The 12,300-nt window shown below is 70.7% G+C and carries 10 protein-coding genes; 1 reads left to right on the top strand and 9 read right to left on the bottom strand.

What is annotated here, in order from left to right:
* Positions 1-120: 120 nt before the first annotated feature.
* From AB0G35_RS03715 to AB0G35_RS03705, 3 genes are all read right to left on the bottom strand, one after another.
* A complete protein-coding gene (locus tag AB0G35_RS03715; RefSeq protein ID WP_360943132.1) occupies positions 121-720 on the bottom strand; it encodes a GNAT family N-acetyltransferase in 600 nt (199 codons plus the stop codon).
* A gap of 76 nt (positions 721-796) precedes the next feature.
* Positions 797-2,719, bottom strand: coding sequence for a TIGR03960 family B12-binding radical SAM protein (locus AB0G35_RS03710; RefSeq protein ID WP_360943129.1), 1,923 nt, complete (start codon positions 2,717-2,719; stop codon positions 797-799).
* Between the two features lie 91 nt (positions 2,720-2,810).
* Complete coding sequence (locus tag AB0G35_RS03705; protein ID WP_360943126.1) at positions 2,811-4,394, bottom strand: CYTH and CHAD domain-containing protein; 1,584 nt, start codon at positions 4,392-4,394, stop codon at positions 2,811-2,813.
* 185 nt (positions 4,395-4,579) lie between these two features.
* Here AB0G35_RS03705 and AB0G35_RS03700 point away from each other — a divergent pair, with 185 nt between their 5' ends.
* Positions 4,580-5,050, top strand: a complete 471-nt coding sequence (locus AB0G35_RS03700) for an ATP-binding protein (RefSeq protein WP_360943123.1) — start codon at positions 4,580-4,582, stop codon at positions 5,048-5,050.
* Positions 5,051-5,074: 24 nt separating this feature from the next.
* Here the strand turns inward: AB0G35_RS03700 and rodA are convergent, their stop codons facing one another.
* The 6 genes from rodA to ndk form a co-directional block, all read right to left on the bottom strand.
* On the bottom strand, positions 5,075-6,256 hold the full coding sequence (rodA, locus tag AB0G35_RS03695; protein WP_360943789.1) for a rod shape-determining protein RodA: 1,182 nt from the start codon (positions 6,254-6,256) through the stop codon (positions 5,075-5,077).
* Between the two features lie 29 nt (positions 6,257-6,285).
* The gene (mrdA, locus tag AB0G35_RS03690; RefSeq protein WP_360943120.1) at positions 6,286-8,436 is read right to left on the bottom strand and encodes a penicillin-binding protein 2; all 2,151 of its coding nucleotides are present in this window, start codon (positions 8,434-8,436) and stop codon (positions 6,286-6,288) included.
* Entirely contained in the window at positions 8,433-9,149 is a 717-nt protein-coding gene (gene mreD, locus AB0G35_RS03685; protein WP_360943117.1) for a rod shape-determining protein MreD, read from the bottom strand. The genes mrdA and mreD overlap by 4 nt, the downstream gene beginning before the upstream one ends.
* Positions 9,150-9,152: 3 nt before the next feature.
* On the bottom strand, positions 9,153-10,085 hold the full coding sequence (gene mreC / locus AB0G35_RS03680) for a rod shape-determining protein MreC (protein WP_360943114.1): 933 nt from the start codon (positions 10,083-10,085) through the stop codon (positions 9,153-9,155).
* 287 nt (positions 10,086-10,372) lie between these two features.
* Positions 10,373-11,392, bottom strand: coding sequence for a rod shape-determining protein (locus tag AB0G35_RS03675; RefSeq protein ID WP_003985182.1), 1,020 nt, complete (start codon positions 11,390-11,392; stop codon positions 10,373-10,375).
* A 294-nt stretch (positions 11,393-11,686) separates the two neighbouring features.
* Complete coding sequence (gene ndk, locus AB0G35_RS03670; RefSeq protein WP_360943111.1) at positions 11,687-12,100, bottom strand: nucleoside-diphosphate kinase; 414 nt, start codon at positions 12,098-12,100, stop codon at positions 11,687-11,689.
* Positions 12,101-12,300 lie beyond the last annotated feature (200 nt).

The raw sequence follows: 12,300 nt of genomic DNA, 5'->3' as shown, positions 1-12,300 counted from the left end.
GGCGGGCCTTCGGGCTGTCGCTTGCCCAGTGTCGTTCAGTCCTTCGTGAGAGCGGTCGTACTGCTACCTAGAGTACGTGTCCCCGGGCCTCCTGGTTCCCCAAGGGCGGCCCGGCCCCCCTCAGACCTGATCACCGGACCCGTCGCCGAGGCCGCCGGCGGGCACCGTCGCGGTGATCCAGTACCGCAGCTTCTCGTCCCGCTGGTCCTCGAAGATCCCCCCGCAGGCCTCGATGACCTTGCGTGATCCGGTGTTGTCCGCGTCGCAGGTGACCAGCAACGGATCGATGCCCAGCTCGTCCCGGGCGATCGGCAGGGCGGCGCGCAGCATCGCGGTGGCGTGCCCCTGCCGCCGGGCACCGGGCCGGACCGCGTACCCGATGTGACCGCCCCAGGTGCGGAGGGAGGGGGTGAGCCGGTGACGGAAGGTGACGCGTCCCAGATAGCTGCCGTCCACCACCCACCACCGGGTGGACATCGGCACCCGGCCGTCGGCGCGCTCGTCGTAGGCGGTCCCGGCGACCTCGGCGACGTACGCGGCGAACCCCTCGGGGGTCGGCCAGCGGGTGTGCCAGGTGCGCAGTTCGCGCGCCAGGTGGGACTGCGGGGTGTGCTCGGCGCCGTCGGCGCGGAACTCGTCCATGGCGGCGAGGAAGGAGTCGCGGAACTCGACGGAGGGGGCGACGAGCCGCCCTGCCGTCGACGGGTGCGGTGCGGGCATCGGATCATTGTGCCGAGCACGCTGCGGCCCGGCCACCGCGAGGGCGGGGCCGGGCCGAACTTCCTTACGGCACGCGCTACTTGACGACCGTCAGCGGCAGCAGCTTCTTGCCCGTGGGGCCGATCTGGATCTGGGTGTCCATCTGCGGGCAGACACCGCAGTCGAAGCACGGAGTCCAGCGGCAGTCCTCGACCTCGGTCTCGTCGAGGGCGTCCTGCCAGTCCTCCCAGAGCCAGTCCTTGTCGAGGCCGGAGTCCAGGTGGTCCCAGGGCAGGACCTCCTCGTACTCCCGCTCGCGGGTGGTGTACCAGGCGACGTCCACGCCGAACTCCGGCAGCGTCTTCTCGGCGGCCTGCATCCAGCGGTCGTAGGAGAAGTGCTCGCGCCAGCCGTCGAAGCGGCCGCCGTCCTCGTAGACGGCCCGGATGACGGCGCCGATGCGGCGGTCACCGCGGGAGAGCAGGCCCTCGACGATGCCGGGCTTGCCGTCGTGGTAGCGGAAGCCGATGGAGCGGCCGTACTTCTTGTCGCCGCGGATCTTGTCGCGGAGCTTTTCGAGCCGGGCGTCCGTCTCCTCCGCCGACAGCTGCGGCGCCCACTGGAACGGGGTGTGCGGCTTGGGCACGAAGCCGCCGATGGAGACCGTGCAGCGGATGTCGTTGGACCGGGAGACCTCGCGGCCCTTGGCGATGACCTTGGTCGCCATGTCGGCGATCTGCAGCACGTCGTCGTCGGTCTCGGTGGGCAGACCGCACATGAAGTACAGCTTCACCTGGCGCCAGCCGTTGCCGTAGGCCGTGGCGACCGTACGGATCAGGTCCTCCTCCGAGACCATCTTGTTGATGACCTTGCGGATGCGCTCGGAGCCGCCCTCGGGGGCGAAGGTGAGGCCGGACCGGCGGCCGTTGCGGGTCAGCTCGTTGGCGAGGTCGATGTTGAAGGCGTCGACCCGGGTCGAGGGCAGCGACAGGCCGATCTTGTCTTCCTCGTACCGGTCGGCGAGGCCCTTGGCGATGTCACCGATCTCGGTGTGGTCCGCGGAGGACAGTGACAGCAGGCCGACCTCCTCGAATCCGGTGGCCTTCAGACCCTTGTCCACCATCTCGCCGATGCCGGTGATGCTTCGCTCCCGCACGGGGCGCGTGATCATGCCGGCCTGGCAGAAACGGCAGCCGCGGGTGCAGCCCCGGAAGATCTCCACCGACATCCGCTCGTGCACGGTCTCGGCGAGCGGCACCAGCGGCTGCTTGGGGTACGGCCACTCATCCAGGTCCATGACGGTGTGCTTGGAGACCCGCCACGGGACGCCGGAGCGGTTGGGCACGACGCGGGAGATCCGGCCGTCGGCCAGGTACTCGACGTCGTAGAACTTGGGGACGTAGACGCTGCCGGTCTTCGCGAGGCGGAACAGCAGCTCGTCCCGGCCGCCCGGGCGCCCCTCGTTCTTCCAGGTGCGGATGATCTCGGTGATCTCCAGCACCGCCTGCTCGCCGTCGCCGACCACCGCGCAGTCGAGGAAGTCCGCGATCGGCTCGGGGTTGAAGGCGGCGTGGCCGCCCGCGAGGATCAGCGGGTGCTCGTCGGTGCGGTCCTTGGACTCGAACGGGATGCCGGCCAGGTCCAGGGCGGTGAGCAGGTTGGTGTAGCCCAGCTCCGTCGAGAAGGAGACGCCGAGCACGTCGAAGGCGCCGACGGGGCGGTGCGCGTCGACCGTGAACTGCGGCACCTTGTGCTCGCGCATCAGCGCTTCGAGGTCCGGCCAGACGCTGTAGGTGCGCTCGGCGAGCACGCCCTCCTGCTCGTTGAGGACCTCGTAGAGGATCATGACGCCCTGATTGGGCAGCCCGACCTCGTACGCGTCGGGGTACATGAGGGCCCAGCGGACGTCGCAGCTCTCCCACGGCTTGACCGTGGAGTTGAGCTCACCGCCGACGTACTGGATCGGCTTCTGCACGTGTGGGAGCAGAGCTTCGAGTTGCGGGAAAACCGACTCGGACATCTCGAACCTTCGTGGGCTGACAAGGGGCGACTCTCAAGCGTAACCCGCTCGGCGGCACCCGAAATCGCACGGCGGACGCGGCACCCCCCTCTCAGGCCCCCAGCTTCGCCCGCAGCCCCTTGCGGGAGGCCTTCGCCCAGGTGGCCGGGAGGTCGCGCTCCCGTTCGGCGGCCAAGGCTTCCTCATGGCCGTAGAGGAGGCCGAAGGTGAAGCCGCCCTCGCCGGCGCGGTGGGCCTGGGTGGCCAGGTCGCGAAGGGCGCCCCGGGCCACCACGCTGTCCTGGTGGTCGCCGAGCAGCTGCTGCACCTTCTTGATCCGCTTGGCGAACTTCTTCGCCGGCTTGCCGAGCGCCGGGCGGGCCGCCTCCGCCGCGTACCGGGCCCGCTTGGCGGCCTTGCGGGCGCTGTGCAGCGCCTCGTCCCGGCCCTGGCCGGCGGGGGCGTCCAGCGCGGCCTCCACCCGGCCGGCCAGCCGCCGGTAGTCCTTGAGGACGGCCCGGGCCGCCGCCTCGGGGGCGGGTCGCTCGGCGGCGGCGCGCAGCGGCGGCTCCGCCAGGAGGGCGTGCAGCCGGTCCAGGAGGGCCAGGTAGCGGGGGTCGTCCAGTACGGCGAGCACCCGGTCCCGGGCGCCGGCCCGGTTGCGCTGCGACCACAGCTGCAGCCGGGCGGCCACCGGGCCGAGCCGCAGCGTCCGGGGCACCTCGGCCAGCCCCGCACTCAGCCGCTCGGCCAGCACCTCCTGATCCCGGCCCACCCCCAACTCCCCTGCCAACCACTTCAGTTCGACACCGATCGGGTCGGTGACGACACGGTCGAGGACCTTGGCGTAGGAGCGGAAGGCGCTGCGCAGACGGCGGGTGGCGACCCGCATCTGGTGCACGGAATCGGGCAGGTCGCGGCGGACCGCGGGATCGAGCGCGGTGATCGCCCGCACCTGCGCGGCGGCGTAGTCCAGGACGAGGTCGGCGGCGGTGCGCGGCTTCCCGCCGGAGCGGGCGGACGAGGCGCCCGCGGGGCGCTCGTCGGCCCCGTCGGCGCGCAGGCCGGTCTCGGTCAGGGCCCGGGCCAGCTTGGAGGGCGCCGAGGCGGGGCGCACCCCGGCGGCGGCCAGCGCCCGGCCGATCGCGTCCAGCAGCCCGGTGTCGCCGTCGCCCTCGGCCAGCTCGACCTCGATCTCGTGCCAGCGCGCCTCCATCGGGCCGGTGCCGCCGGGCGCCGCGTCCGGCGGAGCCGCGAACGTCACCCGCCGCGCGGTCACCGCGTCCACCGCCACTTCGGCGAGGGGTGCGCCCGCGGCATCGCGCAGCACCCGGACCGTCCGCCGGGTCCGCAGCCGGACGAGCGGGATCAGGTCCCGGCCGCGGGTCCGGGAGCGGACCAGTGCGGTCAGTTCGGGGGGCGGGGCGTCCGAGAGGGGCGCCCGGATCTCGTCGCGCACACCGGCGGCGACCGGTAGCTTCAGGTGCCAGCCGGCGTCCGGGCCTCCGGTGCGCCGCCGGAGGGTGACGCCGTCCGCGGCGAGGCGCTGGTCCGCGGTGTCGTAGTAGAGGGCGTCCAGGCTGTCGGTGCCGCGTTCGTCCACGCTCGCGACCCGGTCGACGCCGGCCAGGTCGGGCAGGTGGGTGTCGTCGTCGGCCTCGTATTTCCGCTCGATCTCCCGCACGGTGTCCGCCATGCCTCGAATGTAGCCAGCGGCCATACGAGGGACCAGCCTCCCGGACGGGGTCGCTCTCCGTGGTCCGTTCCAGCATCCGGAAGGCGGGTGGCACATGCCGGGGAAGGTGGATTACGGTGTGTCACTAGCCACCCACGCAGGGTGGCGATCGGCGCTCACTCGACCCTCCGGGGAGGGAGACACCCGTGCACCCCCACAGCGCAGCCGTCGCCCGGTCACCCATCCGCGTCTCGGCGGGGGCCCGCCCGTTCCTGCTGACGGCGCCGAGCGATCCCAGCACGCCGAAGCTCGCCCGGGATTTCGTGGCGGCCGTCCTACGGAACACCCCGCTCACCCCGCTTCTGGACACCGCGGTGCTGCTCACCTCGGAGGCGGTCACCGCCTCCCATCTGCGCACCCCGCGGTCGGCCGACATCCTGCTGCGGATGCTGACGGCCGGGCACGGCCTGCGGATCAGCGTGCACGACGCGGCCCTGGTCCGCCGTCCCCCGCGGGCCGTTCCGCCGCCGGCCCGCCCGCCGTACGACCCGCTGGCCGAGGACGCCGATCACGGGCAGCGGCTGACCGGCGCGCTCGCCGACGACTGGGGCACCACGCCGTACGCCGGCGGGCCGCGGTCCGCGTCGCTGTGGTTCGCGCTGTACACCGGGCGGTGACCCGGCCGCGGCCGGGCCCCGCCGTCAGCGGGACGCCGACAGCGGGCGGCCGACCCGGATCGACTGGAGCAGCCCTATGGCGATCCAGACCGCGAACATCGACGTGCCGCCGTAGGAGACGAAGGGCAGCGGCAGACCGGTGACGGGCATGATGCCCAGCGTCATGCCGACGTTCTCGAAGGACTGGAAGGCGAACCACGCGATGATGCCGGAGGCCACGATCGTGCCGTAGAGCTCGGTCGACTCGCGGGCGATCCGGCAGGCGCGCCAGAGCACGACGCCGAGCAGAACGATGATCAGGCCCGCCCCCAGGAAGCCCAGTTCCTCACCGGCGACGGTGAAGATGAAGTCCGTCTGCTGCTCGGGGACGAACTGACCGGTGGTCTGGCTGCCGTGGAAGAGCCCGGAGCCGGTCAGTCCGCCGCCGCCGATCGCGATCCGGGCCTGGTTGGTGTTGTAGCCGACACCGGCCGGGTCCAGGCTCGGGTTGGCGAACGCGGCGAAGCGGGCGATCTGGTACGCGTCGAGCAGCCCGAGCTGCCAGATGGCGACGCAGCCGACGACTCCGGCGCTCACCAGTCCGAGGATCCAGCGGTTGGACGCGCCGGAGGCGAGCAGCACGCCGAGGATGACGGCGCCGAGCACCATGACCGAGCCGAGGTCGGGCATCAGCAGGATGATGAGGACGGGCACGGCGGCCAGCCCGAGCGCCTGGACGACGGTGCGGTGTCCGGGGTACGGGCGGTCGCCGGCGTCGACCCGGGAGGCCAGGATCATCGCCATGCCGAGCGAGATGGTGATCTTCGCGAACTCGGCGGGCTGGAGGGAGAAGCCGCCGGGGATCGCCAGCCAGGAGCGCGAGCCGTTGATGGTGGCGCCGAGCGGGGTCAGCACCAGCACGGCCAGCACCACCGACAGGGCGTACAGCACCGGGATCGCGCCGCGCAGGGTGCGGTGGCCGAGCCAGATCGTGCCGCCGGCCAGCGCCAGGCCGATGCCGAGGTTGAGCAGGTGGTGCAGGAAGAAGTAGTACTCGTCGCCCTTGTTGAGCTCGGTGCGGTTGCGGGTGGCGGAGAAGACGAGCAGCGAGCCGAGGAGGGACAGCAGCAGACAGGACACCAGCAGTATCCAGTCCAGCTTGCGCAGCACGGAGTCACGTGCCGTCAGCTTTCCCCAGGTGCCGAGTTCCGGGGTGTAGCGGCGGATGGAGAACGCCCGGGAGGTGTGGCTTGAGGTCACTGGGGGCTCCCCGAGGGTGAGGGCGACGGGGACGGCGGGACGTAGGGCTTGATGGGCTGGGCCTCGATGGTGCCGTCGCTCTCGATCTTGGGCAGCTTGCCCTGCGGCCTGGGCAGCAGTGCGGCCTTCGGGTCGATGCCGCCCTTCGCGTCGATGCCGTAGAGGGCGTTGTAGATGTTGCGCACGGCCGGACCGGAGGCTCCGGATCCGGTACCACCCTGGGAGATCGTCATGACGATCGTGTAGTCCTTGGTGTACGTCGCGAACCACGAGGTGGTCTGCTTGCCGTAGACCTCGGCGGTACCGGTCTTGGCGTGCATCGGGATCTTGTCCTGCGGCCAGCCCTGGAAACGCCACGCGGCGGTACCGCGGGTGGCGACGCCGGCCAGTGCGGAGTCGATCTGCTTGAGGGTGTGGGGGCTGTCCGGCAACTTGCCGTGCGCCTTCGGCTTGATCATCTGGATGTGCTTGCCGTCGGGGCTGACGATCGCCTTGCCCACGGTCGGGTTGTAGAGCGTGCCGCCGTTGCTGAGCGCGGCGTAGATGGTCGCCATCTGGATCGGGGTGACGAGGGTGTCGCCCTGGCCGATGGCGTAGTTGATCGAGTCGTAGGCGTGCAGCTTCATGCCTTCGAGGCAGCCCTCACGGGCGAGCTTGGTGGTGTAGTCCTTCTTCTTCGGCCAGGCCTTGGCCTGCTGGCACCAGCCGTCCTTGTTGGCCTTCCAGAAGTTGTGCTTCCACCGGCGGTCGGGGACCCGGCCGTTGACCTCGTTGGGGAGGTCGATGCCGGTCTCCTTGCCGAGCCCGAACTGGTGGGCGGTCCGGTAGAACCAGTCGTTGGGGTCCTTCTTCGGCTTGTCGCCGCCGTCCTTCTTCCACTCCTCGTGCGAGAGCCGGTAGAAGACGGTGTCGCAGGAGACCTCCAGCGCCCGGCCCAGGCTGATGTCGCCGTGGCCCTCGCCCTCGAAGTTCCGGAAGACCTGGCCGCCGATGCTGTACGAGCTGGTGCAGGGGTAGTGGCCGTCGAAGTCGTAGCCCGCGTTGACCGCCGCCGTGGTCGAGATGACCTTGAAGATCGAGCCGGGGGCGGCCTGCCCCTGGATGGCGCGGTTCAGCAGCGGGTAGTTGGAGTCCTTGCCGGTGAGGCGGGCGTAGTCCTTGCCCGAGATGCCGCCGACCCAGGCGTTGGGGTCGTAGCTGGGGTTGGAGGCCATCGCCACCACCCGGCCGGTCTTGGCCTCCATGACGACCACGGCGCCGGAGTCCGCCTTGTAGTTGGTGCCGGTGTTCTTGTCGTGGACCTTACGGGCGTCCTTCATGGCCTGGTCCAGCTGCTTCTCCGCCAGTGCCTGCACCCGGGCGTCGATGCTGGTGACTATCGACGAACCGGCCTGGCCCTTCACGCTCTTGGCCTGGCCGATGACCCGGCCGAGGTTGTCGACCTCGTAGCGGGTGACGGCGGCCTTGCCGCGCAGGTACTCGTCGTAGGTGCGCTCCAGGCCGGAGCGGCCGACCTGGTCCGAGCGGAGCAGCGGTGAGCTGGTGTTCTTGGCCTTGTTGATCTCCTCGTCGGTGACCGGCGAGAGATAGCCGAGCACCTGCGCGGTGTTGGCCCCGACGGGGGCCGGATAGCGGCGGACGGCGGTGGGCTCGGCGGTGATGCCGGGGAAGTCCTCGGACCGCTCGCGGATCTGCAGGGCCTGCTGGGTGGTGGCCTCGTCGGTGATCGGGATCGGCTGGTACGGCGAGCCGTTCCAACAGGGCTGCGGGGTCTTGGAGTCGCAGAGCCGGACCTTGTTGCGGATCTCCTTCTCGGACATGCCGAGCACCTTGGCGAGCCGGCCGAGCACGGCCTTGCCGTCGTCCTTCATCTTCAGCAGGTCGGTGCGGCTGGCGGAGACCACCAGCTTGGTCTGGTTGTCGGCCAGCGGCACGCCGCGCGCGTCGAGGATGGAGCCGCGGGTGGCCGGGTCGACGACCTGCTGGACGTGGTTGTTGCGCGCCTCGGTGGCGTACTCCTGGCCGTTGCGGATCTGCAGGTACCAGAGCCGGCCGCCGAGCGTGAGCAGCAGGGAGAAGACCAGGATCTGGAGGGCGATGAGCCGGACGGTCACCCGCGACGTGCGGGTCTCGGGGAGGTGGGTCACAGCCGCTTGACCCCCTTGATCCGGCCGGCCTTGTCGCGGGCCGACTTGCCGAGCAGCCCGCCGCGCTGGCTGCCGATGTGGGCCTTGGTGCGGACCGACTTCATGGCGCCGCGGCTGGCCTTGAGTCCGGTGCCGGTGGTGAGCCAGCCGTACGCGGAGTCACGGGTGGCGGTGCCGCTGGGGCTGGGGGAACCGTCGCCGACCACCGAGTCGTGCTCGGTACGGCGGGCCAGCGACATCACCAGCGGGACCGTGAACGGCGCCAGCAGCAGGTCGTAGAGGGTGGCGCTGACCAGCAGCCCGACCAGGCCGACGTGCCGGGCGGCGGTGTCGCCGACGAGCGAGCCGACGCCGGCGTACATCAGGGTCGAACCGATGGCGGCGCCGATGACGACCATCAGCGGCACGGTCGCCGAGCGGTGATGGCCGGAGTCGGGCTTGGTCAGTCCGGCGACGTAGCCGATGACGCACAGCACCAGCGCATAGCGGCCGATGGCGTGGTCGGACGGCGGGGCCAGGTCGGCCAGCAGCCCGGCGAAGAAGCCGACGAGCGAGCCGGCGACATGGCCGTAGACAAGCGCCAGGCCGAGCACCACGAGCAGCAGCAGGTCCGGTACGGCGCCCGGCAGTTGGAGTCTGCCGAGGATGCTGACCTGGATGATGAGGGCGACGACCACCAGCGGGGCCGAGAGCAGGATCCGGTTGATGCGCATCGGTCAGCTCCTGGGTGAGGCGCTCGCGGAGGGCGTGGCCGTGACGGTGACCGTCGGCGTCGGCTTGGGCTTGGCCGGCGCGGGCGGCAGGACGGTGTCCCGCGGGTCCTGGCGGGGCGGCTGCACGACGACGCCGACGATGTCGAGCTGGGAGAAGGAGACGAACGGCCGGACCTGGAGGGTGCGGGTCAGATCGCCGTTGGAGGGCTCGACCTTGACGACCCGGCCGACCGGCACGCCGGGCACGAAGGGCTTGTCCTTGCTGGAGCCGAAGGTGACCAGGCGGTCGCCCTTCTTGACGGTGGCCCGGCCGTTGAGCAGCTGGACGCGCAGCGAGCGGACGCCCTGCCCGTTGGCGAAGCCGATCTCGTTGGTCTTCTCCATGCGGGTGCCGACGGTGAAGTCGGGGTCGGCGGCCAGCAGGACGGTGGAGGTGTCGGGGCCGACGGTGGTGACCCGGCCGACCAGTCCGTCGCCGTTGAGGACGGTCATGTCGCGGGCGATGCCGTCGCGGCTGCCGGCGTCGATGGTGATGGTCCAGGAGAAGCCCTGGGCCGAGCCGATGGCGATGACCTGGGCGCCCTTGATGGCGTACTGGCCGGTGCCGGCGGTCTTGAGGATCTTGTCGAGTTCCCGGGCCCGGTTGCGGTTGCGGTCGGAGGAGCCGAGCTTGGCCTTCAGCGCCTCGTTCTCGTGCTGCAGCCGGGCGATCCTGCTGTGCCGCCGGCCGGAGTCCCGTACGGCGCTGACGGCGTTGCCGACCGGGTCGACGACGCGGGCGACACCGGCCTCGACCGGCCCGAAGGCGGCGGCCGCGGCCTGCCGGGCGCCATCGAGCGGGGACTGTTCGCCGCCGCGGATGTCGACCGTGATCAGCGCGAACGCGATCGCGACCAACAGCACCAGCAGCAGCCGGCTCTCTCGTGTGTCCCTCACGTGCGGCGGCCGTGTCCTTCCTCGTAGGACCGGCCGGCTGCGGGCCCCGCCGGTCTCGTTCGGGAGTTGAGCGTTCTGCCTTGCTGTGACGGGCCCGGTGGTGAAGCGTCAGGGCACCGTGTCTGTCGGGATGTTGTGCCTGTATATCAGCGATTCGCAGCAACGATCCGGATCAACGACCGGGACCGCCGGTACGGAGCGGTCCGCCGGGCGGACGGGCCGCACTCGCCATGGTGCCCGACCGCCGCGGACCCCGCAGGGCGCCGCGGCGGGGCGGGAACCGGGTGTTACCTGCGCGGCTGGGAGTCGAGGACCTGCTGCAGCGCCTCGAACTCCTCCACGCACTTGCCGGAACCGAGGGCCACCGAGTCCAGCGGGTCCTCGGCGATGTGGATGGGCATGCCGGTCTCGCGGCGCAGCCGCTCGTCGAGGCCGCGGAGCAGGGCGCCGCCTCCGGTGAGCACGATGCCGCGGTCCATGACGTCACCGGACAGCTCCGGCGGGCACTTGTCGAGGGTCGTCTTGACCGCGTCGACGATGGAGTTGACCGGTTCCTCGATGGCCTTGCGGACCTCGGCGGCCGAGATGACCACGGTCTTGGGCAGGCCGGAGACCAGGTCGCGGCCGCGGATCTCGGTGTGCTCGTCCTGCTCCAGGTCGTACGCCGAACCGATGGTGATCTTGATGCTCTCGGCGGTGCGCTCGCCCAGCAGGAGGCTGTACTCCTTCTTGATGTGCTGGATGATCGCGTTGTCGAGCTCGTCGCCGGCCACCCGGATCGACTGGGCGGTGACGATCCCGCCGAGCGAGATGACCGCGACCTCGGTGGTACCGCCGCCGATGTCCACGACCATGTTGCCGGTGGCCTCGTGGACCGGCAGGCCGGACCCGATAGCGGCGGCCATCGGCTCCTCGATGATGTGCACCTGGCGCGCACCGGCCTGGGTCGACGCCTCGATGACCGCGCGGCGCTCAACTCCCGTGATACCGGAGGGAACGCACACCACGACCCGCGGCCGGGCCAGGTACCGACGCTTGTGGATCTTCAGGATGAAGTAGCGGAGCATCCGCTCGGTGATCTCGAAGTCGGCGATCACACCGTCCTTCAGGGGCCGCACGGCGACGATGTTGCCGGGCGTGCGCCCGATCATCTTCTTCGCTTCTGCGCCCACCGCGAGGATGCCGCCGGTGTTGGTGTTGATGGCCACGACCGACGGTTCGTTCAGGACGATTCCGCGGCCCCTGACGTACACCAGCGTGTTGGCGGTCCCGAGGTCGACAGCCATGTCACGGCCGATGAACGACATGTTGTTCCCCATGAGGATACGTCTGGCCTTCCCAACTGGAGCGAATGCTTACTGGAGGTCGGCAGGAGGTGGTGCGCACTGCGGCGCGGAAGCCTCCATCGTAGTTCGTAGTGCACCCACTCGAACACGTCGGGAGGCTGTTTCGCCATTGTCAGCCGTACACGTACCCGCCCCCCTCAATGGTGACGTCGTGTCGCGGTGATGCGTTCCCCCGATCGTGTCGCATACACCAAAGGGCGACCGATGAATTCTTCGGTCGCCCCTGGTCACGAGGGGTGTACAGCTGATGAAGCGTCAGGAAATCCCGGGGAAGAAAATCTTGATCTCGCGCTCGGCGGACTCTTCGGAATCCGAGGCATGGATCAGATTCTCCCGGGTGACCGTTCCGAAGTCCCCACGAATGGACCCACTCGGCGCGGCAATCGGGTCAGTCGGACCGGCCAGCGCACGAACGCCCTCGATCACCCGCTCCCCCTCGACGACCATCGAGACGACCGGACCGGAGGACATGAACGCGACCAGCGGCTCGTAGAAGTCCCTGCCGACGTGCTCGGCGTAGTGCTGCTCCAGGATCGCCCGGTCGAGGGTGCGCAGTTCCAGCGCGCTGATCGTCCAGCCGGCCTTCCGCTCGATCCGGCCGATGATCTCGCCGATCAGACCCCGCTGGACGGCGTCGGGCTTGAGAAGGACGAGGGTGCGCTGGCTCACGGTACGGCTCCTTGGGGGTACGGGTTGCGATGCGCTTGAGGCTACCCCGTACGCACTCGGCCTCCCCGCCGCGGGTCGCCTCGCCGTTGCGCTTTGCGGCGCCCCGTACGTAGCTGTCTGACCCGCCGTGGGGCTTCTCGGCGTTGGTGCCCCCCAGGCCCGGGGGGGGGGGGGGGGCCCCCCCGGGCCCCCCCCCCCGG

The sequence above is a fragment of the Streptomyces sp. NPDC021749 genome, from assembly GCF_040640655.1.
Classification (GTDB): Bacteria; Actinomycetota; Actinomycetes; order Streptomycetales; family Streptomycetaceae; genus Streptomyces.
The sequence above is the reverse complement of the archived record's forward strand: the minus strand, read 5'-3'. Positions and strand labels throughout refer to the sequence as shown.

What these genes read in the sequence shown, in the direction of transcription:
- AB0G35_RS03705 (WP_360943126.1), bottom strand. Translation starts at nt 4,394, where the DNA reads ATGGCGGACACCGTGCGGGAGATCGAGCGGAAATACGAGGCCGACGAC.
- AB0G35_RS03715 (WP_360943132.1), bottom strand. Translation starts at nt 720, where the DNA reads ATGCCCGCACCGCACCCGTCGACGGCAGGGCGGCTCGTCGCCCCCTCC.
- mreD (WP_360943117.1), bottom strand. Translation starts at nt 9,149, where the DNA reads ATGCGCATCAACCGGATCCTGCTCTCGGCCCCGCTGGTGGTCGTCGCC.
- AB0G35_RS03675 (WP_003985182.1), bottom strand. Translation starts at nt 11,392, where the DNA reads ATGTCGTTCATCGGCCGTGACATGGCTGTCGACCTCGGGACCGCCAAC.
- AB0G35_RS03710 (WP_360943129.1), bottom strand. Translation starts at nt 2,719, where the DNA reads ATGTCCGAGTCGGTTTTCCCGCAACTCGAAGCTCTGCTCCCACACGTG.